The following is an 18802-nucleotide window of genomic DNA, read 5'->3' on the forward strand; positions in this document are numbered from 1 at the left end:
TGCCGACGGCGGATGTGACCACACCGGCAGGGTGTGAAACCACTGCGCGGGTGCGGCCGGTCGTGGGCGCCGACGCGGCCCACGACCTCGCGGCGATGTTCAAAGCCCTCGGTGACCCCGTCCGATTGCGGGTGCTGTCGGCCATCGCGGCGCGCGCCGGTGGCGAAGCCTGTGTGTGCGACGTCTCCGACGGGCTCGACGTCACCCAGCCGACCATCTCCCATCACCTGAAGGTCCTGCGCGAGGCCGGATTGGTCACCGGTGAGCGCCGCGCCTCCTGGGTGTACTACCGGGTGATTCCCGAAGCGCTGCAGCGTCTTTCGAATCTGCTCGCCGATCAGGCCGGGCTCGGAGTGCACACGTGACCGCCGCCGGCGACACCCCGGTCGCCGGTCGACTGTCCACTCTCGACCGCTTCCTGCCGGTCTGGATCGGGGTGGCGATGGCCGCGGGTCTGCTGCTCGGGCGACTCGTCCCCGGACTGGGCGAGACCTTGGCGGCGGTGCGGGTCGACGGCATCTCGCTGCCCATCGCCATCGGCCTGCTGATCATGATGTTCCCGGTGCTGTCGAAGGTCCGCTACGACCGCCTCGACACCGTCACCGGCGACCGGCGTCTGCTGCTCGCCTCACTGGTGCTGAACTGGGTCGCCGGGCCCGCGCTGATGTTCGCCCTCGCCTGGCTGCTGCTACCGGATCTGCCCGAATACCGGACCGGCCTGATCATCGTCGGCCTCGCCAGATGTATTGCGATGGTGATCATCTGGAACGATCTGGCCTGCGGCGACCGTGAAGCGGCCGCCGTTCTGGTGGCGTCGAATTCGATCTTCCAGGTCGTCATGTTCGCCGTACTCGGCTGGTTCTATCTCTCGGTTCTGCCCGGATGGCTCGGACTCGAACGAACCACGATCGACATCTCGCCGTGGCAGATCGCGAAATCGGTGCTGATCTTCCTCGGCATCCCGCTGGTCGCGGGCTACCTCACGCGGAAGCTGGGCGAAAGGGCCCGCGGCCGGCAGTGGTACGAGGGGCGGCTGCTGCCACGAATCGGACCGTGGGCGCTGTACGGGTTGCTGTTCACCATCGTGATCCTGTTCGCCCTGCAGGGCGACCACATCACCGCCCGCCCATGGGATGTCGCACGCATCGCGATCCCGCTGCTGGCGTACTTCGCGATCATGTGGGGTGGGGGCTACCTCTACGGGTGGGTGGCCGGCCTCGGCTACGCACGCACCACCACCCTCGCCTTCACCGCCGCGGGCAACAACTTCGAACTCGCCATCGCGGTCGCGATCGCCACCTACGGCGCCGCCTCCGGACAGGCCCTCGCCGGCGTCGTCGGCCCGCTGATCGAAGTCCCGGTCCTCGTGGGCCTGGTCTACGTGTCACTCGCCCTGCGCAACCGGTTCCCGGCCACCCCCGATGTGCCGACCGGCGCCGATGTTCCGGCACCGGCGAAAGGGGCTGCCCGACAATGAAACCCAGCGTCCTGTTCGTCTGCGTGCACAACGCCGGCCGATCGCAGATGGCCCAGGGCTTTCTCACCCACCTCGCCGGTGACCGCATCGAGGTCCGCTCCGCCGGCACCGAACCCGCCGACCGCATCAACCCGGTAGCCGTGGAGGCCATGCGCGAAGCCGGCATCGACATCACCACCGGCGCCCCGGCCGTGCTGACGCCCGGCGCCGTCCGCATCAGCGACATCGTCATCACCATGGGTTGCGGCGACACCTGCCCGTACTTCCCCGGCGTCGACTATCGCGACTGGCGACTGGAGGACCCGGCCGGGCGAGACATCGAAGCCGTGCGGCGGATCCGCGACGACATCCGTTCGCGAGTAGAAGATCTCATCGCCGAACTCCTGCCGTCGACGTCGTGAATCCGGCCGCCCGTGGCCGAGGCGTTCATGGTGTCAGCGATTGCGTGCCCAGCACGATCGCCAGGTCGAGCCGGGCGGCGTCCGCGGTACCGGGCTCGGCCGATCCGAGCACGGGATTCCGATGCGGGTCCCGGCGGGCGGCCCCGGATCGCCGCCGCACCGATGTTCGTTCGAAACCGCGATCGTGGTACTGATCGCTCATACTGGGTGCCGCAGTGACTGCTCGGCTGGTGCACAACTACGGCACAGAGGGAGGTTGCTCGATGCATGCGAACATCGGAGACCAACTGGCGATACGCAGCCGCAGGGTGGACATGATCGATCAGGCGGGGAGATCACCGAGATTCGGGGCGCCCACGGCGCACCCCGACAGGTGGTGCGGTTCGAGGATGGGCACGAGGGCCTGATCTTTCCCGGGCCGGATTGTCTGATCAGACCGAGCCGACGCCGGTGGTCTCGCGCGCGATGGGCGGCCGCACTGTAGGGCAGGGTTCGTATGGTCACCCGTCCATGGCCTCCCGACGAGCCGCACACGGCCGTGGCCGGAGTGTTATCCACGCCATCGGCCGGTGAACAAGGCGCGCCACACCGGCGCCGCCGACATGTTCCTTCCCCATTCCACGGAGGAGTTTTCGATGTCCGAAACCGATGAGCATCCGACGTATCCACAGCAGCGTTCGAGCGGAGGTGCGGTTGCGGCCGACGAGAAGGAACTGCGAGACCGTCGAACCGAAGTCGCGCCGACCTTCGAAATCAGCGAAGAACAATTTCTGGCCGGGATCTTCTGGGCCAATAAACAGGCAATCTGCATGGGGCTCGGGTTTGTGCCTGTAATAGGCGGCCTCCTGGGGTCAGCTGTCGGGATGCTCATGGACGCGATAAATCCTGCTGATCAAGAGGAGGCGAAAGAGAGACAGGAAGCCCTCATCCGGCTGATACGAGAGGTCACCAAGCAAGAGATCCAGGTCTTCTACAACGAATCCGCCAAGAAAATTCTGGAAGGTCTACAGGAAAGCGTCGACTACTATCGTAAATATGCCGATCAGTACGGAACAGATATCTGGGATATGCGGCGCACCAACGAGGAACTGAACGGTGCGATCCGCTATCTCAAAAGCCGCATCCCCGATCTCACGGTAGGGCAGTATCGTTTCGATGCACTTCCTTACCTCGCCATGGCGGCGAGCATGCACCTGATGCTGCTGCGTGAGAAGCTGAAGTTCGCCAAGATACTCGAAATCTCCGAAGGAGATACCGAAGTAACGAAGAGTGAACTCAAAGAGGGCATCAAGAAATACGTCGACTATGTTCGAAAAACCTATGAAGAGGGCCAGAAGCGCCCCATGCCGCACTGGAGCTGCAACGTCGGCTACGCGCGCATCATGTACCTCAGCGCCTACGAATTCACCCTCCTCTGGCCATACATGGAGGACCCCGAGTGGAAGCCCACCGACATACCCCGGGAAATCGAGCTCCACTTCGGCCCGTTCGGCTACGACCAAAGTCCGGATTTCCGCCGATGGATAGACTCGAACTGGCCCGGCCCCAAAAAGCCGCAAACCAGCGAATCGCTATGGTCGTTGGAAATCGGTGCAGAGTTCGGAACCAAAACAGTTAGCTCATGGGAATCATCCCGGACCGTTGAATATGCGCTGATCAACCAATGTTCCTACAACGAAAATAACACTTCGGGAACGAGCAGAAGAGTCAATCGCCGGACCCCCGCACGGCCGCCGTGGCGGAAGCGTGAATCGTTCTTCCCCGATCCATACCCCAACCCTGCCTGTATCACAGACCTCACACTCTACTGTTCGAAACCTCAATCCCGGGGACCCTACGACACTCGCTTTCGACGTGTGGATATCAAAGATTGGTCAGGCAGTAAAGATTCTATCGGCATCCGTGAAGATTCCGATAGCAAACTTGAATGTAGCATTCCTGGTTTCGCCCTTTCTCAGTTGCGGATTCTGAGTCAGAATTCCCTCGGGCAGGCGAACTGCATGATGGCCAGTTTCAAACCGGACTCATGGAATGATACTTTCAATTCCTTCAATGTCCGGCCGAAGTTGGTGTCCGGGCAGGTGTACCACGTCATCGACGCCGACGGCGGCGGCTTTCTGGATGTGGATCACTACACGCTGACCGGTAGTCCACGGCCGGTGGTGCGTGAGGGCGCGGGCTCCCGTAGTCGTGACTGGGTCGTCTACGCGACCGAGGACGGCGGGTGGGTCCTGGTCAACGCCTACAGTAGGCAGCGGCTGCAACACGGCCCCGATGGCCTGCGCCTCGTCGACGCGGACGAGCCCGCGACCGGCGACAACGTGTGGGACTTGCACCCGAACCCGGCCTCGGACACCGGCAACGGCACCGATACCGACGGCACCTGGATGATCTGCTGCCGCAGCCAAGATCGCGACCACTACGCCACGGTGGCCGACGACACCCTGGTCGAGGGCCAGTCCGATCGAGTCCGGGCGACCCGGTGGGTACTCGCGCCCGCACCGGTCCTCGGCGACGCGCTCGCCGATCAACTGCCGTCGCTGTGGACGGATCCGTCCCCACTCGGATACTCCGCCACCACAGAATTCATCTTGCACAACCCCACCGCTGGGGAAGTAATCCCGGGCCCGTGGACCCTGCGGTTGATGCTGCCCGCCGAAACCGGTGACGGGCTCATTCTCGACAGCGCCGACGGACTCGAACTCACTCACACCCGCACCGACCGCGGCACCCAAGCCACGATCACCGCCGCCACACCCCCGGCCCCCGGTGAGACGATCACGTTCACCCTCACATCCGCCAGCGGACGCATCGCACCCACCGACATCACCCTCGACAATCACCTCCTACTCACCAACGACGACCTCACCACCAACCCAACCACGCTCTAGACCACCGGCCCGACACCCAAACCCCGTCGACAGAAACACCGTCAGCGAGATCCAGTGCCCGCCGAGTTCCTTCACGGGCACTGGATCTCGGACTCGGCGATCGTGCTCGCAGCTCCGGAAGTGACCGACGTGCCAGCTCCTCCGCTGCCCCAGCACGGCTGTCAGGCTGTGGACGAGAACCGGGCGGGGGCCGGGCCCGCGACCCCGATCGGCTCGAAGACGCCACAGGCTCGTTGCCGCGGGACGGAAAGGATCTCCCGCGCGGCGTCGGAAAGATGATCACGCGCGCCGAATGCGGGAGGAACGCGGACGCGGGGGCCGCGAACGCTGGTAACCCATCTCGGTTGCCGATACCGGTCGGGGCGCACGCCCCCACGTGGCATCGACCTGCACTCCAGCGAATACGAGATCGGTGTCCGCTCGCACCGTACTGGATGGTGGAAAACCAGTGGTGGCGACGGGTTCGTGGCGGATTCGCGCGGGTGCGGCGCGGGGTCCCGGCCGCGCTCGGCGCGGTGGGTAGGTTGGCGATCATGCGTACCGACGAGGATTCCTGGGATATCAACACCGGTGTCGGATCCACGGCCTTGTTCGTCGCGGCAGCTCGCGCACTGGGCGGACGTGCGGGCGACGCCCCGGCTCGGGACCCGCTCGCCGAGCTGTTCGTCTCGGCCGCCGGCGGCGAATGGGCGGATCTGCTGGCCGGCCGGCTACCCGAACATCCTTTGCTGACCACCGATTTCGGCATCCCGTTCCAGCAGCACCAACTCTTCCGGACCCGGTATTTCGACGACTGTCTGGATGCCGCCGTGGCATCGGGAATCCGGCAGGTTGTCGTGCTCGCGGCGGGCCTGGACGCGCGGGCCTATCGACTGCCGTCGCTGGCGGGCTGCACCGTGTACGAACTGGATCGGCGACCGGTCCTCGACTACAAGCGCGAGACCCTCGCGCAGGCCGGGCGCGAACCGATCGCGGATCGCCGGGAGGTGGCGGTCGATCTGCGGGGCGACTGGCCGAAAGCCTTGCGCGACAGCGGCTTCGATCCCGATAGGCCGACCGCCTGGTTGATCGAGGGGCTGCTGATCTATTTGACACCCGCCGCCCAGGACCAGCTGTTCGACACCGTCGATTCGCTCAGCGCACCCGGCAGCCGAGCCGCCGTCGAACAGATGGATCCCCTGCCCGCCGAGGCCGCCGAAGCCCTGGCAGCCGACGGAGAATCCGGCTCGGAGTGGGTGAAGCTGATCTACAACGAGCCGCGCAGCGACGCCACCACCTGGTTCACCGACCGCGGATGGACCGGCGAACGCATCTACCTTCCCGACTACATCCGCAGCCTCGGTTACACACCCGAAGGCCCCGAGGGCCGCCAGCAGTCGCTGATCAGTCTGGTGACCGTCACCCGTCCGTGACGCGCGTGTGTGATACGAACAGGACTTGGCGGGCAACGGGATACGTTGCCCGCCATCCGTTTCGACGCCGTCCCAGCCTCGGTAACCGCTCAGGTCGTACACCGTGGCGTTGCCGATGTGCTGCGCGGGGAAGGTGGCGGTGATCCAATCTGGCCGAAGCCGCCACACCCGTTCGCCTGCGCCGGGCCGACCGTGGGCCCACCACCGGAGTGCGCGGTCGCGACGGTCGCGGACGAGTAGGCCGCACTGCCCGCCAGGCCACCGATCAGCCCGACCTAGTCAGCCCGTGCAGCTCCACAGCCGCCTGGGAGCGAGCAGTGAGGTTGTGATGATCGCCTAGCGGGCCTGCTTCTCCCCCGCACCTACGGTAGCCCGGCGCCGGGGCCGCTCACCCGGCACGAGCAGCGCCAGGATGGCGACCACCACCGCGCCGCCGAACAGATACAGCCCCCAGGTACCGGTGAGCAGATGCTGATAGTCGTCGCGCAACCGGCTGTCGAACCGCTGATCCAATCGCCAGGCCGGCACCACGAGCGCCGCGATTCCGGCCAGCACCGCGAGCCATCCCAGGATCCGCGAGCCGAACAGCCCGGCCAGCAGCATCACCAGGGCGACGAGCAGCAACACCACCGTGTAGGACGCGCGCAACTGCGGCGACTGGGCTTGCACCCCGTCCAGCGGAATCCCGGTCACGAAACCGTCGCGGATATCGACGAGCCGGATGTGGCGGGCCTGCACGACCCCGACGAACGGCCCGAACGCTCCGACCGCCATCACGACCCCACAGGCGAACAGCACCAGATGGACGACAGCGCGCATACGTCCACGGTATTCCGGCCGGCGCCGCAATGCACCGACCCAGCGGAATCCTCGTCGTGTCGCGACCGGACACGCCGAGGGTTCAGGCGCCGGTGGTCGATCCGGGGCGCACCACCATCAGCACCGCGACGGTCGCCCACAGCAGGTTGAAGATGCCGGCCGACATGGCCAGGCGTGCGGCCGTGGCATCGACGCGGCCGGGCGCGAGGGATGTGAGGGCGGCGCGCTGGTCCGGAAGAATCATCGTGGCCAGGATCGCCGCGGCCGCGGCGGTGAGAGCGATCGATGTGATCAACCATCCGGTCCCGAGTACACCCAGGGCGGCGCCGGTGGCCAGCCCGAAGATCGGGACCGCGAGGCCGACGGCGGCATACACTCGGCAAATACGATGCAGGACACGCAGATTCGCGCTCGATTCGATCGTTTCCGCGGCGCGGCGCAGGGCCGAGGGAAACATACTCGCGGCGACGGCAACCGGACCGATCGCGATCACCGCGGCCAGAACATGCAGCGACAGCAGCACTTTCGTCACCGGACGCGCTCCGCTCCGCCACGGCGAACGCCGGTGACCTTCGATGCGGGCAGGCGGCCGGCCTTGGCGGTGCCGGTGAGAGTGTCGTCCGCCACGGTGACCGCGAAGGCGAGATTCAATCGCATCGGTGACGTGACGGCCTGATTCCAGGTGAGCCGATCACCGTCGAGTACGACGTCGCGAAGCGAAACCCGTTCGCCCGCACCGCTTGCCGTGCCGACGAGGGTGCCGCCCTCGCGATGGAGCTCGAGTTCGACGGCAATCCTGCCGATCGGGGTGGAGATGGACAGATCCCAAATACCTTCGGCGGACATGACGCAGTTGTTCCTCGGATGGGTCGTGGGGGAGCAAATCGGATCAGACGGTGGCGGGAACGGGTCCCTGGCGACGCCAGACGATGCCGCGACGTTCATAAGCGAACAGCCGCTCGACCGCGTGAGCGATGCGCGGCCCGATCTCGCGTTCGAGCAAATGGAGCCCGAGATCGAGCCCGGACGTGACACCGGCGCCGGTGACGAGATCGCCGTCGTCGACCACGCGCGCGTCGACGGCCTGCACGCCTGTGGCATCGAGCAGATCCAGTCCCAGGTGATGAGTGGTCGCCGGGCGCCCCTCCAGCAATCCCGCCATGGCGAGAATCAGCGACCCACCGCAGACGCCGGCGACCGTGATCCGCGGGTTGTCCATCGCCGCGCGGAGCAACTCGGGCAGTCCGGTGGTCAGCGTGCGGCCGAGTAGAACCGGGATCGACTCGTCGCGACGCCACTCGCCGGCGGACCCGGCCTCCTGGTCCGGCGCCTCTCCCGGCTCACCGATACGGCCCGAGGCGCCGGGGATCAGCACCACACCGGGTCGCGTCGGATCGAGTGCCGCGGTGGCGCGCAACTCCAGCCCGCCGGTGCCGCTCACCACCTCTCGCGGCCCTTCCGCCGAGACCAGTTCGACGCTCACGGCACCACCGGATGCGGTCCCGCCGGCATGGAGCACCTCGTACGGGGCGATGACGTCCAGCGGATCGAACCCGTCGAACAGGACGATCTGAACATGCATGGGAATCCCTTCGAATCCGCCCGGCCGGCCCGGGCACGGCCCGACGGTATTCGGGCGGGTCCGCCGTTCCCAGTGGCGTTTTCGACAGATTGCGACGGGAAAACGACATACCGCGAAAAAGGCATCACCACCTGGGTGAAGAGAGTGATTCCCGGGGCATTATGGCGAACATCACAGGCGGCGACAAGGTATGTTCCTGCCATGCACACCGTCGCCGTTCTCGCCTTGGACGGGGTGGTCTCGTTCGACCTCGCCGCCCCGATCGAGGCCTTCACACGGACCCGGTTGCCCGACGGCCGCCCCGGCTATCAGGTGCGGGTCTGCGCCGAACAACCGGAGGTCGACGCCGGAGCGTTCACCCTGCGCGCGCCCTGGGGGCTGGCCGGACTCGCGGACGCCGACACCATCATGGTGCCCGGCACCGCCGACCCGACCGCGCCGATTTCGCCGGCCGTCCGCGACGCGCTGCGCACCGCCGCCGCGAACGGAACACGCATCGCCTCCATCTGCTCGGGCACCTTCCCGCTGGCCGCCACCGGACTCCTCGACGGGCTGCGCGCCACCACGCACTGGATCGCCGCCACCGAGCTGGCGGCCGCGTATCCGGCCGTCGAGGTCGACCCGGATGTGCTCTACGTCGACAACGGTCAGATCCTCACCTCGGCCGGTGCCGCCGCGGCACTGGACCTGTGCCTGCACATGATCCGCCGCGACTACGGTTCCGCGGTGGCCGCCGACACCGCCCGGCTCTCGGTGATGCCGCTGGAACGCGAAGGCGGCCAAGCACAATTCATCGTCCACGGCTTCGCGCCCACGCCCCGCGGATCCGACCTCGAGCCGCTGCTGAACTGGCTGGAAACCAACCTCGCCGCCGACCTGACCCTCGACGAGATCGCCGCACGCGCCGGCGTCAGTACCCGCACCCTCATTCGCCGGTTCCGCGAGCACACCGGCACCACGCCGCTGCAGTGGCTGCATCGCGCCCGCATCCGCCGCGCCCAGCATCTGCTGGAATCCACCGCCCATTCCGTCGAACGCATCGGCGCCCAGGTCGGCTTCGGCTCGCCCACCGCCTTCCGCGAGCGTTTCAAACGCACCACCGGCGTCAGCCCGCACAGTTATCGCCGCAGTTTCAGCTGATCTTCGGCTCACGGTCGCCGCCTCGGCAACTCATCGCCGACACCCAGCCGGCACCCAGCCTCACTCCGCAAGCTGGGCTTTCAGAGAGGGCCGACACCCGCGCCCTGGCGCTGTCGCTACGGCGGATCCGATGACACGGGGTTGAAGGCGACCATCCCGGGTAAGGGCTCGGTATGGAGCTACTGGTGATCGTCGGCCTGGTCGTCCTGGTCGCCGCGGTGCTGCTGTACCGCACGATTCACAATCGCCGGTCGGGCCGGACGGAGCCGCCGGACAAAGAGGGCAACCTGCGGTGACGAGGCGGAACACGCGCAACGACAGGAGGCTGGTTCGGTGACATCTCTGTGGCTCGATCGAGCGCCCGTCTCGGTCCCGGTGACCCCGGAACCCGGCGGGGAGTACGACTGCGTCGTCGTCGGCGCCGGACTCACCGGCATGGTGACCGCCCTGCTGTTCGCCCGCGCCGGGCGCACGGTCGCGGTCCTCGAGGGCCGCACGATCGGCGCGGTCGCGACCGGCAACACCACCGGCAAGCTCAGCTTGCTGCAGGGCACCCACCTCTCGGCGATCACCGCGAAGCATTCGGCGAGCACGGTGCGCAAATACGTCGACGCGAACCTGGAGGGCCAGCAATGGCTGCTGCGGTTCTGCGCCGAGAACGACATCGCCACCCAGCACGCGGACGCGATCACCTACGCCGGCACCGAGGACGGAACCGACTTGGTGCGCAAGGAGTTTCGCGCCTGCGAGCAGGCCGGGCTCGACGTCGTCCGGTCCGAGGAGACCGCGCTGCCGTTCCACACCTACGGCGCCGTGCGCCTGGCGGACCAGGCTCAGTTCGACCCGATGGACGTCCTGGAGGGGCTGACCCTGCAGGCCTGCCGCCACGGTGCGACGATCTTCGAACACACCCGCGTCCACGCCGTTCACGGCGATACGGTGTCGACCGACCGCGGCGATATCCGCGCCGGGACCGTCGTCTTGGCCACGGGCACACCGATTCTGGATCGCGGCGGATACTTCGCGCGGCTCGAGCCCCATCGCTCCTACGCGGCCGCGTTCCGGGTGCCCGGCGAATTCCCGCACGACATGTATCTGTCCGCCGACCAGCCCACTCGGTCGCTGCGGTACGCCCCACGCGGCGGCGAGGATCTGCTGCTCGTCGGCGGCAGCGGGCACGTCGTGGGCCGTACCCGATCGGCGATGGCCCATGTCGCCGACATGTACAACTGGACGCGCACGCACTTCCTCGATGCCGAGCTGACCCACCGCTGGTCGGCCCAGGATTATTCGGCCATCGACCAACTGCCCTACGCCGGGCCGCTGCTTCCGGGCAGCGATCACATCCTCGTCGCCACCGGCTACGCGAAGTGGGGTATGACCAACGCGGTGGCGGCCGGTCTCGCGCTGGCCGGCACCGTGCTCGGCGGCCATCAGCCGTGGGCGCAGGCCTATCGCACCTGGCGCGGCAGCGAAGTGACCGGGCTGGCGAAGGCCGTGTCGATGAATATCCGCGTCGCACGGCATCTGACGACCGGCTGGCTGAGCGCGGCGTTCGGCGGTGGTGACACCCCCGCCGAGGGCGAGGGCCGGGTGGAGCGTCGCGGCATCCGCCCCGTCGGAGTCTGCACAGTCGACGGCACCACCTCGACCGTGTCGCCGGTGTGCCCTCACCTGTACGGCATTCTGAACTGGAACGACGCCGAGCGTTCGTGGGATTGCCCGCTGCACGGCTCGCGATTCACCCACGACGGAAAACTGTTGGAGGGACCGGCGACTCGCGATCTGGAACAGCTGTGACCGGCCGGTGACAGCGGGAGTCGCGGACGCCCGCTAAGGCGTCACGATCGCGAAGTCGGGGTCGGGCGCGTCGAGATAGCCGACCAGTTCGATCAGCTTCGACACCTCGCCGTCGACGGTGACCGCGCCGCCGGCGATCAGCTGCTGCATATCCGCCGCGCCGAGCAGGGCCGCGTGCAGATCGGCGTCGGACAGGGTGAACGTGACGTCCGGCGCGGGCATATCGGCGCTCACGTCGTAGTGGACGAGGACGCCGTTGCGCAGCCGGGTGCGATGCACGAGATCCAGGTCGGAGACTTTCCAGTCGATGGTGATGTCGGCCGACCACGCCTTGGGACCGTCGATCCGCAGCGCGATGGCGTCGAAGAGCTGTTCCACCGTGAGCGCGGCGGCGATATCGGGGGCGTCCGCGGCGGTCGGCGTGCCGACCGATCCGTTACGCAACTCGTAGGCGCCCATCAGGAAGAAGTTGCGCCAGGTGCCGTTCTCCGAACCGTAGCCGAGTTGTTCGAAGGTGTCGGCCTGCAGCGCCCGCGCCTCGCGATTGCCGGGGTCGGCGAATATCACGTAATTGAGAACCTGTGCCACCCAACGGAAATCGCCGGCGGCGAACGAGTCGCGCGCCTTCTCGAGCACCTGCTCGGCGCCGCCCATGAAGTCGACGTGCCGCTTGGCCGATTCGGTCGGCGGATGCTCCCACAGGGTGGCCGGGTTCCCTTCGAACCAGCCCATGTAGCGCTGATAGATCGCCTTCACATTGTGGCTGACCGAACCGTAATAGCCGTGCGTGTGCCAGGCCGCGGCGAGGGCCGGGGGCAGTTCGATGGACTCGGCGATCTCGATGCCGACGGCGCCCTTGTTCAGCGCCCGCAACGTCTGGTCGTGCAGATACCCGTACAGATCACGTTGCAGCGCAAGGAATTCCGTGAGCCTCTCGGTTCCCCAGGTCGGCCAGTGATGCGAGGCGAACAGCACGTCCGCCTGTGCGGCATAACGATTGATCGATTCGGTCAGATATTTCGACCACACATGCGGGTCGCGCACCAGGGCACCGCGCAGTGTGAGCAGATTGTGCAAGGTGTGGGTCGCGTTCTCCGCCATACACAGTGCGCGCTTGTCGGGAAAATAGAAATTCATCTCCGACGGAGCTTCGGTGCCCGGAGTCATCTGGAACTCGATGCGCACGCCGTCGACGACCTCCGTCTGCCCGGTGTGGGTGATGTCGGTCGTGGGCGTGATGAGGGTGGGGGTTCCGGTCGAGGTGGTCGGCCCCAATCCGGCGCCGACCGCGCCCTTCGGCCCCCGCGCCAGGGCGGCGCCGTACATGTAGGCGGCGCGGCGAGCCATGGCCGTGCCGGCGTAGACGTTCTCCTCGACGGCATGTTCGGCGAATCCGGCGGGCGCGAGAATCGGGCAGCGGCCCGCCGCGACATCCTCCGGCGTGGTCACGCCTTTGACGCCGCCGAAATGATCGATATGCGAATGCGAATAGATCACCCCGGTCACCGGCCGGTCACCACGATGCGTGCGATACAGCGCGAGTCCCGCGGCGGCGGTTTCCCGGGAGATCAGCGGATCGATCACGATCACACCGGTATCGCCCTCGACCACGGTCATATTCGACAGATCGAGCCCGCGAATCTGATAAATCCCCTCGGTTACCTCGAACAACCCCTGGATGGCACACAATTTCGACTGCCGCCACAGGCTGGGATGGACCGTGGGCGGGCATTCCGCGTCGAGGAAGGCGTAACCGTCGCTGTCCCACACCACGTCGCCGGCCGCGTTCTCGACCACACCGGGTTCCAGCGCCGCGATGAATCCGCGCCGCGCGTCCGCGAAATCCTGATCGTCCCCGAAGGGCAGGGCCCCGGTCGCCTCCTCGTTCTGTGTCCGCACACTCTCGGAAACGTCGCCCTGGCCGGTCATAGCACGCACCCCACTCTGCACGAAGGCTGGTTGTGTCGACTCGCCCGCGACATTCCCAGCTCGCTGGGGTGACGACCTCACCCGAGACGGGTGAAGTGGGCGCGGCTCGTCCGGCGGATCATCGGCTCGACGGCATTCGGCGCTGCCGGTCGGCGCTGCCCGTGGCACCGGCGAACCACAGGAGGAGACCATGGATCGGGCCGCTAAACCTTCCCTGCTGTCCCGCATCTCGGCGCGGCAGTGGGTGGCGATCGTGCTGGCGATCCTGGCCGTCATCTTCGTCGCGCAGAATCATCATCGCGTCGATATCAACATCCTCACCGTGACCATCCGGTCGCCGCTGTGGCTGGTGCTGCTGATCATGTTCGTCGTCGGCTGGATCGTGGGCCTGTTCACCCGGCGTGCCCGGCGCTGACCCGCGCGGACCGGTCACAGTCCGCCGATTCCCTTTCCCAGGACGACGGCGCCCATCACCAGCAGCACGATCGCCATCACGACGTGGTTGTTCGCCTGTAACCACCGCCGGGCGCGATCGAGCGGTTCCCGCAGCCGTTCGGCGGCCACCAGATATCCGATCACCACCACCAGCACGCCGGCGGCCGCGATCACCGTGAACACCAGCACGGCGATCACCTGCGGGCCGCCGCCGATTCCACTCGTGCCGATGGCCACCCCGGCCGAGACGCAGAGCAGCAGATTCTTCGGATTCACCGCCGAGAGCAGCGCACCCAGGCCGACCGCGCCGACCGCGCTCAACGTATCGATCGCGCGCATCCACCCGGGTACGCCGGTGTCGGCGCGCGAGCGCCACTGCATCGCGGCCAGTCCCAGCAGCACGATGCCCAGCACGATCTTCGTCCACGCCGTCGCTGTCGACGAATGCTTGTCCTGCGAATCCGACAGCGTTCCGGACAGCACGACGAAAATGGTTGTGACGGCGATGATTCCGAGCACCCAGCCGATCGCGAAGCCGGTTCCGGCGCGGGCGGCGTTCGCCGAGAGGATGATCAGAATGGCGGCCACGATCGGTATCGGTGAGATCGCGACACCGACCGCCAGGGGCAGCAGATCACCGAGGACAGCACCCATGTCCGCATCACATCTGCGGGCGCCACGTGGCGACGGCCCAGATGACCACGACGTCGAGGGCGATCACGATCAGCGACCACCACGGGTACCAGGGCAACCAGAGGAAATTCGCGATGATCGACAGCGCCGCGATGCCGATCGCCGCACCACGACCCCACGCCGTTCCGGCCATCAGACCCAGCGCGCACAACACGAGCACGATCCCGAGTCCGATGTGGACCCAGCCCCACGTGGTCAGGTCGACCTTGTAGACGTAATCGCGCCCGGCCACGAACAGCGTGTCGTCGGCCACGGCCGAAATCCCTTGCAGGATCGACAGAATGCCGACCGTGACGAGCAGGATCGCGGCGCCGATCGAGGTACCGGCGGCGAAACCCTGCCGCACGGGGTGACTGTGGGCCGGCGCCCGGTGCTGCGACGAGGTTGCCATCTCCGACTCCTTCCGAGCGGGGGTTCGGTGACGACTGTGCCGCGGGTGAGGCCGGCCCACCTCACCCGAATCGGATGAAGTGACGGTGGGATGCCGGTATCAGTGCTCGGTGGCGACGGCGCCGCCGCCGTTGTGTTTGTCCCGCCCGGCGAGATGGTCGATACCGAGTTTCTCGGCGAACAGATGGCGTTGCACGATCCAGCCCGCCGCCGAGAGGGCGATCCAGGCCAGCGCCGAGAAGATCTGCTGCCACGTGGAATCCGGCGCCCGCAGGAACGACAGGTGCTCGTTCATGCGCCCGATGCCGCTCAGCACCATGCTCGCACCGCCGATCGAGGTCAGCCACAGCAGTGCGCGGGCCCGGAAGCGGTCGGCGAGGAAACCGCCGGCCACCCCGACCGCCAGGATCACGATCATGCTGAGCGCCCAGTTCTTGTCGCCCGGCTGCAGCACCGACGCCAGTTTGGCACCGACCATCGCGCCGGTCAGCCCGCCGATGACATACGCCGCGAAACGGAAGATCAGGGAGGTCACCACCCACGAGGAGAGCGCACCGATCGCTCCGAACAGCAGCAGCCACAGGAACGACGGGGTGAACAGATCCGCGATCAGCCAGCCGACGCCGAATCCGATCGCCAGGATCCCCAGGTGAACCGATCTGATTCCGTAGAAGCACAGCAGAGCTCCCACGAGCGCAACCACGATGCCGTTCATCACGACCCCTTCCGACCGTGAACCGCATGTGCGACGGTGCCGCAGTCTCACAGTAACCGCCCAGTTATCGCCGAGGACGGCGAATGCGCGAGGCAGTTGCGGCCTCCGCGAACACCGCCGGCGCTGTGCGGTTACAACAGGCGCTCCCGGCCGTAGGTCGCGAATTCGGCCTCCCATGCCTTCTTGTCCGCCGCCGTCATGGGTTCGTATTCGGGTTTGCCGCGGCCGATCCACCGATGGACAGGCTCGTCGGTGCGCCACGCCTGCTCCTGTAGTTGGCGTTTGAGCACCTTGTTGGAGCCGGTGACCGGCAGATTCGCCGACACCCGAAGCAGTCGCGGTGTTCCCTTCGTGCCGAGATCCCTTTGCGCGGTGAGGAATTCGGCGAATTCGCGCACATCGAACGACTCCGGGTCGGCGACCTCCACAGCGGCCATCACCTGGTCACCGGATCGCGGGTCGGGGACGCCGAACGCGGCCGCGGCGATGACCGCGGGGTGGCGGCGCAGTACCTGTTCGATCATCAGGGCGGAGGTGTTCTCCCCGTCGACGCGAATCCAATCTCCCTTGCGGCCTGCGAAATACAGGAAACCCTCGGTATCGATGTAGCCGAGATCTCCGGTCCAGTACCAGCCGTTGCGAATGCGTTCGGCATCGGCGGCGTCGTTCTTGTAATAGCCCTCGAAGGCCGGCGCGCCGGCCTTGTCGATCATCTCGCCGATCGCCTCGTCGGGATTGCGGACCCGGCCGAATTCGTCGAGTTCGGCGCGCACACAGTCGCGCAGCGTATCCGGATTCACCACCGCGACACCGGCGTGCGCGGGGCGGCCGAGCGCCGCGGGTGGGGCGTTCGGATCCAGCGCCGCCAGGGTCGCGCCCTCGCTGGAGCCGTAGCCCTCGAACAATTCGGCGCCGAAGCGGCGCCGGAATTCCGCCTGATCGGCCACCGACGCCTCGGTGCCGAAACCGCGTACCAGGTCGTTGTCACCGTCGCGCGGTGTTTCGGGTGTGGCGAGCAGATATCCCAGCGCCTTGCCGACATAGGTGAAGAAGGTCGCGCCGAAATAGCGGATGTCCGGAAGGAATTGGGAGGCCGAGAATTTCGGCGTCAGGCATACCGTCGCGCCGACCGTCAGCGCCGGCGCCCACAACGCCATGATGGCATTGCCGTGGAACAGCGGCATACAGCAGTAGTCGACATCGTCGCGCACATGACCGTATTTGTCCCGCGCCGCGTACGCGACCGTCGCCAAACGGCGTTGACTGCATTTGACCGCTTTCGAGGTTCCGGTGGTGCCGGAGGTGAACAGCAACAGCATCAGCGCGTCCGGGCCGCCCGCGGCCGCCGGTTCGACCCGATGGGAATCGACGAGTCTGGCATAGCCGGGGTCGTCGACCAGCAGGTACCGGTCGTCGGGAAGGTCGAGATCCAGTTCGCGCAGGCGCGCCATCCCGGCCGCGTCGGTGACGATCAGCTGGCAGTCGACATATCGGATGTCCGCCGCCAGCTGAGCGTCACCGCGGGTGGGGTTCAGGCCGGCGACCGCGGCCCCCGCCAAGGCCGCCGCCCCCAGCCAGAAGACGAAGTCGGGAACATTGTCCAGCAGGACCCCGATATGGAAGGGCCCCTCGCGGCGCAGCGAGTGCGCCAGATCCGCACGGGCGGCCGATTCCCGGACCACCGCGTCCCAGGTCCAATCCCGATCACGAGTGCGCAGTCCGAGCCGCTCGTCACCGAGCCGGTCGAGCAGCAGGGTCGCGACATCCGCCCGGCGCACGTCGGCGGTCGCAGGGGATGGTTCGGTCATTTCCGTATCGCCTTCCATCAGCCGAGTCTGGCCGTTCTCACGCCTTCGAGTGCACGAGTTCGACGTATGCGCTGGGCAATTCGTCGACAGTCAATGCGCGGATCTCCACCGGTCCGCAGTGGTAGGAGTCCTCACCGACGATCCGGCCCTCGGCGTCGACGGGCCACAACGGTCGTAGCGGATCACCGTGCCGGACGGCCAGCTCGCGGCCGCCGGGCATTCGGCCAGCAACGCCGCGGCCCGGACCACCGTATCCGCGTTGGTGTCGGATTCGTCGAAACCGTCGAAGTATCGGATCAGCCGCAACACGGCGTCCGGGTCCGCGCCGAGTTCGCGCAGTCGCGGCGCCCCGGCACCCGGATCGTCCATTCGCCCACCTCCGCTCCGGCGAGATATCCGCTCAGAATGGCAAGAGTGTGACCACTCTCCGGACGATTCCGGCGAATACTCCCGCTGGGTGGGCGGTCAGGCGATGGCGCCGTTGGCGAAGATCACCTGACCGTTGATCCAGCGACCCGGACCGGCCAGGAAGGCGACCGCTTCGGCGATGTCGTCGGGGGTGCCGAGCCGTTCCAGCGGGGACTGCGCGGCGAGGCGGTCGACGGCCTCCTGATCCTTGCCGTCGAGGAACAGGGGCGTGGCCGTGGGGCCCGGGGCGACCGCGTTCACGGTGATGTCGCGACCCCGCAGCTCGCGGGCCAGGATCAGAGTCATCGCCTCGACCGCCCCCTTGCTCGCCGCATAGGCGGCGTAACCGGGAGGGGCCAGGCGGGTCACCGAGGTGGAGAACGTGATGAGGGCGCCGCCCGAACGCACCCGCCGCGCGGCCTGCTGGGCGACGACGAAGGTACCTCGAATGTTGGTGCGGTGCATGCGATCCAGTGCGTCGAGATCGAAGTCGGCAATCGGTCCCAGCGTCATTGTCCCGGCCGTGTTGACGACGACGTCGATCCCACCGAAGCCGGCCTCCACCGCGTCGAACGCGACAGCCATCGCGTGTTCGTCGGCCACGTCGCCGCCGACCGCCAGGGCTCGCCCGCCGCGTCCTTCGAGTTCGGCCACGAGCTCGTCGGCCGCGGTCTTGTTTCCGGCGTAGTGGACGCCGACGGCCATCCCGTCGGCCGCGAGACGCCGGACGACGGCGCGACCGATGCCGCCCGATGCTCCCGTCACCAGTGCGACGCGCGTGTGTTCAGCCATGATGCCTCCCTCGGATTTATGAACTACTAGTCCATATAATCAAATTGTGAACGTTGCGTCCATATGTCACGCTGTAGAAGTTCGGAAATGGAGGTCGAGGATGCTCGAAC

Annotated in this window: 22 protein-coding genes; 10 read left to right on the plus strand and 12 right to left on the minus strand. The window is 67.0% G+C overall.

Going from position 1 to position 18802, the window contains the following annotated elements:
• Window positions 1-95 precede the first annotated feature (95 nt).
• The 3 genes from NMI01S_RS15920 to NMI01S_RS15930 are packed head-to-tail and all read left to right on the plus strand — an operon-like array spanning window position 96 to window position 1878.
• Window positions 96-365 carry an ArsR/SmtB family transcription factor gene (locus tag NMI01S_RS15920; RefSeq protein WP_084513040.1) on the plus strand — a complete coding sequence of 90 codons (270 nt, stop codon included), beginning with the start codon at window positions 96-98 and terminating at the stop codon, window positions 363-365.
• Window positions 362-1477 carry an ACR3 family arsenite efflux transporter gene (gene arsB, locus NMI01S_RS15925; protein WP_062997970.1) on the plus strand — a complete coding sequence of 372 codons (1116 nt, stop codon included), beginning with the start codon at window positions 362-364 and terminating at the stop codon, window positions 1475-1477. Before NMI01S_RS15920 ends, arsB begins: the two co-directional genes overlap by 4 nt.
• Window positions 1474-1878: an arsenate reductase ArsC gene (locus NMI01S_RS15930; RefSeq protein WP_062997972.1), complete on the plus strand. Its 405-nt coding sequence runs from the start codon at window positions 1474-1476 to the stop codon at window positions 1876-1878. Before arsB ends, NMI01S_RS15930 begins: the two co-directional genes overlap by 4 nt.
• Before the next feature lie 25 nt (window positions 1879-1903).
• On the opposite strand, the gene NMI01S_RS34860 is transcribed toward NMI01S_RS15930, so the two are convergent.
• Complete coding sequence (locus NMI01S_RS34860) at window positions 1904-2080, minus strand: hypothetical protein (RefSeq protein ID WP_157126199.1); 177 nt, start codon at window positions 2078-2080, stop codon at window positions 1904-1906.
• Here NMI01S_RS34860 and NMI01S_RS35550 point away from each other — a divergent pair.
• The 3 genes from NMI01S_RS35550 (at window position 2000) to NMI01S_RS15940 (ending at window position 6181) form a co-directional block, all read left to right on the plus strand.
• Window positions 2000-2362 (plus strand): DUF1918 domain-containing protein, encoded by a 363-nt coding sequence (locus NMI01S_RS35550; protein ID WP_174554537.1) that lies wholly within the window; start codon window positions 2000-2002, stop codon window positions 2360-2362. The two genes, NMI01S_RS34860 and NMI01S_RS35550, sit on opposite strands and share 81 nt — an antisense overlap.
• 85 nt (window positions 2363-2447) lie before the next feature.
• Complete coding sequence (locus tag NMI01S_RS15935) at window positions 2448-4769, plus strand: insecticidal delta-endotoxin domain-containing protein (RefSeq protein WP_062997974.1); 2322 nt, start codon at window positions 2448-2450, stop codon at window positions 4767-4769.
• A 533-nt stretch (window positions 4770-5302) separates the two neighbouring features.
• Complete coding sequence (locus NMI01S_RS15940) at window positions 5303-6181, plus strand: SAM-dependent methyltransferase (protein WP_062998661.1); 879 nt, start codon at window positions 5303-5305, stop codon at window positions 6179-6181.
• 336 nt (window positions 6182-6517) lie between these two features.
• Here the strand turns inward: NMI01S_RS15940 and NMI01S_RS15945 are convergent, their stop codons facing one another.
• From NMI01S_RS15945 to NMI01S_RS15960, 4 genes are all read right to left on the minus strand, one after another.
• Window positions 6518-7000, minus strand: a complete 483-nt coding sequence (locus NMI01S_RS15945) for a hypothetical protein (protein ID WP_062997976.1) — start codon at window positions 6998-7000, stop codon at window positions 6518-6520.
• Window positions 7001-7082: 82 nt separating this feature from the next.
• Window positions 7083-7532 carry a hypothetical protein gene (locus tag NMI01S_RS15950; RefSeq protein ID WP_062997977.1) on the minus strand — a complete coding sequence of 150 codons (450 nt, stop codon included), beginning with the start codon at window positions 7530-7532 and terminating at the stop codon, window positions 7083-7085.
• Window positions 7529-7846, minus strand: coding sequence for a hypothetical protein (locus NMI01S_RS15955; RefSeq protein ID WP_062997979.1), 318 nt, complete (start codon window positions 7844-7846; stop codon window positions 7529-7531). The genes NMI01S_RS15950 and NMI01S_RS15955 overlap by 4 nt, the downstream gene beginning before the upstream one ends.
• Before the next feature lie 43 nt (window positions 7847-7889).
• The gene (locus tag NMI01S_RS15960; RefSeq protein ID WP_062997981.1) at window positions 7890-8582 is read right to left on the minus strand and encodes a DJ-1/PfpI family protein; all 693 of its coding nucleotides are present in this window, start codon (window positions 8580-8582) and stop codon (window positions 7890-7892) included.
• 201 nt (window positions 8583-8783) lie between these two features.
• Between NMI01S_RS15960 and NMI01S_RS15965 the strand changes: the two genes are divergently transcribed.
• The 3 genes from NMI01S_RS15965 (at window position 8784) to NMI01S_RS15970 (ending at window position 11522) form a co-directional block, all read left to right on the plus strand.
• Window positions 8784-9722 carry a GlxA family transcriptional regulator gene (locus NMI01S_RS15965; protein ID WP_062997983.1) on the plus strand — a complete coding sequence of 313 codons (939 nt, stop codon included), beginning with the start codon at window positions 8784-8786 and terminating at the stop codon, window positions 9720-9722.
• 173 nt (window positions 9723-9895) lie between these two features.
• Window positions 9896-10018 (plus strand): hypothetical protein, encoded by a 123-nt coding sequence (locus tag NMI01S_RS36275; RefSeq protein WP_281186711.1) that lies wholly within the window; start codon window positions 9896-9898, stop codon window positions 10016-10018.
• 37 nt (window positions 10019-10055) lie between these two features.
• A complete protein-coding gene (locus NMI01S_RS15970; RefSeq protein ID WP_062997985.1) occupies window positions 10056-11522 on the plus strand; it encodes an FAD-dependent oxidoreductase in 1467 nt (488 codons plus the stop codon).
• Between the two features lie 33 nt (window positions 11523-11555).
• Here NMI01S_RS15970 and NMI01S_RS15975 read toward each other — a convergent pair whose 3' ends face one another.
• Window positions 11556-13451, minus strand: a complete 1896-nt coding sequence (locus tag NMI01S_RS15975; protein WP_084513000.1) for an alkyl/aryl-sulfatase — start codon at window positions 13449-13451, stop codon at window positions 11556-11558.
• 190 nt (window positions 13452-13641) lie between these two features.
• On the opposite strand from NMI01S_RS15975, the gene NMI01S_RS15980 reads away from it, so the two are divergent.
• Window positions 13642-13866, plus strand: coding sequence for a LapA family protein (locus NMI01S_RS15980; RefSeq protein WP_062997988.1), 225 nt, complete (start codon window positions 13642-13644; stop codon window positions 13864-13866).
• Window positions 13867-13880: 14 nt separating this feature from the next.
• Here the strand turns inward: NMI01S_RS15980 and NMI01S_RS15985 are convergent, their stop codons facing one another.
• The 6 genes from NMI01S_RS15985 to NMI01S_RS16010 all read right to left on the minus strand — a co-directional run bounded on the left by NMI01S_RS15985 (window position 13881) and on the right by NMI01S_RS16010 (window position 18692).
• Complete coding sequence (locus NMI01S_RS15985; protein ID WP_062997990.1) at window positions 13881-14540, minus strand: GAP family protein; 660 nt, start codon at window positions 14538-14540, stop codon at window positions 13881-13883.
• A 7-nt stretch (window positions 14541-14547) separates the two neighbouring features.
• Window positions 14548-14970 (minus strand): DUF7144 family membrane protein, encoded by a 423-nt coding sequence (locus NMI01S_RS15990; RefSeq protein ID WP_062997992.1) that lies wholly within the window; start codon window positions 14968-14970, stop codon window positions 14548-14550.
• A 99-nt stretch (window positions 14971-15069) separates the two neighbouring features.
• Window positions 15070-15684 (minus strand): DUF4203 domain-containing protein, encoded by a 615-nt coding sequence (locus NMI01S_RS15995; protein ID WP_062997994.1) that lies wholly within the window; start codon window positions 15682-15684, stop codon window positions 15070-15072.
• 131 nt (window positions 15685-15815) lie between these two features.
• A complete protein-coding gene (gene casI / locus NMI01S_RS16000; RefSeq protein WP_062998665.1) occupies window positions 15816-17492 on the minus strand; it encodes a steroid-22-oyl-CoA synthetase in 1677 nt (558 codons plus the stop codon).
• A gap of 90 nt (window positions 17493-17582) precedes the next feature.
• Window positions 17583-17861, minus strand: a complete 279-nt coding sequence (locus NMI01S_RS36530; protein ID WP_062997996.1) for a hypothetical protein — start codon at window positions 17859-17861, stop codon at window positions 17583-17585.
• A gap of 96 nt (window positions 17862-17957) precedes the next feature.
• Window positions 17958-18692: an SDR family oxidoreductase gene (locus NMI01S_RS16010; RefSeq protein WP_062997998.1), complete on the minus strand. Its 735-nt coding sequence runs from the start codon at window positions 18690-18692 to the stop codon at window positions 17958-17960.
• Window positions 18693-18802 lie beyond the last annotated feature (110 nt).

Origin of the sequence: Nocardia mikamii NBRC 108933 (assembly GCF_001613505.1) — a bacterium.
GTDB lineage: Bacteria > Actinomycetota > Actinomycetes > Mycobacteriales > Mycobacteriaceae > Nocardia > Nocardia mikamii.

Coding starts and splice junctions, on each gene's coding strand:
- NMI01S_RS15920 (WP_084513040.1), top strand. CDS start 96: ATGTTCAAAGCCCTCGGTGACCCCGTCCGATTGCGGGTGCTGTCGGCC.
- NMI01S_RS15930 (WP_062997972.1), top strand. CDS start 1,474: ATGAAACCCAGCGTCCTGTTCGTCTGCGTGCACAACGCCGGCCGATCG.
- NMI01S_RS35550 (WP_174554537.1), top strand. CDS start 2,000: ATGCGGGTCCCGGCGGGCGGCCCCGGATCGCCGCCGCACCGATGTTCG.
- NMI01S_RS34860 (WP_157126199.1), bottom strand. CDS start 2,080: ATGAGCGATCAGTACCACGATCGCGGTTTCGAACGAACATCGGTGCGG.
- NMI01S_RS15940 (WP_062998661.1), top strand. CDS start 5,303: ATGCGTACCGACGAGGATTCCTGGGATATCAACACCGGTGTCGGATCC.
- NMI01S_RS15945 (WP_062997976.1), bottom strand. CDS start 7,000: ATGCGCGCTGTCGTCCATCTGGTGCTGTTCGCCTGTGGGGTCGTGATG.
- NMI01S_RS15955 (WP_062997979.1), bottom strand. CDS start 7,846: ATGTCCGCCGAAGGTATTTGGGATCTGTCCATCTCCACCCCGATCGGC.
- NMI01S_RS15960 (WP_062997981.1), bottom strand. CDS start 8,582: ATGCATGTTCAGATCGTCCTGTTCGACGGGTTCGATCCGCTGGACGTC.
- NMI01S_RS15965 (WP_062997983.1), top strand. CDS start 8,784: ATGCACACCGTCGCCGTTCTCGCCTTGGACGGGGTGGTCTCGTTCGAC.
- NMI01S_RS36275 (WP_281186711.1), top strand. CDS start 9,896: ATGGAGCTACTGGTGATCGTCGGCCTGGTCGTCCTGGTCGCCGCGGTG.
- NMI01S_RS15975 (WP_084513000.1), bottom strand. CDS start 13,451: ATGACCGGCCAGGGCGACGTTTCCGAGAGTGTGCGGACACAGAACGAG.
- NMI01S_RS15980 (WP_062997988.1), top strand. CDS start 13,642: ATGGATCGGGCCGCTAAACCTTCCCTGCTGTCCCGCATCTCGGCGCGG.
- NMI01S_RS15985 (WP_062997990.1), bottom strand. CDS start 14,540: ATGGGTGCTGTCCTCGGTGATCTGCTGCCCCTGGCGGTCGGTGTCGCG.
- NMI01S_RS15990 (WP_062997992.1), bottom strand. CDS start 14,970: ATGGCAACCTCGTCGCAGCACCGGGCGCCGGCCCACAGTCACCCCGTG.
- NMI01S_RS15995 (WP_062997994.1), bottom strand. CDS start 15,684: ATGAACGGCATCGTGGTTGCGCTCGTGGGAGCTCTGCTGTGCTTCTAC.
- casI (WP_062998665.1), bottom strand. CDS start 17,492: ATGACCGAACCATCCCCTGCGACCGCCGACGTGCGCCGGGCGGATGTC.
- NMI01S_RS36530 (WP_062997996.1), bottom strand. CDS start 17,861: ATGGACGATCCGGGTGCCGGGGCGCCGCGACTGCGCGAACTCGGCGCG.
- NMI01S_RS16010 (WP_062997998.1), bottom strand. CDS start 18,692: ATGGCTGAACACACGCGCGTCGCACTGGTGACGGGAGCATCGGGCGGC.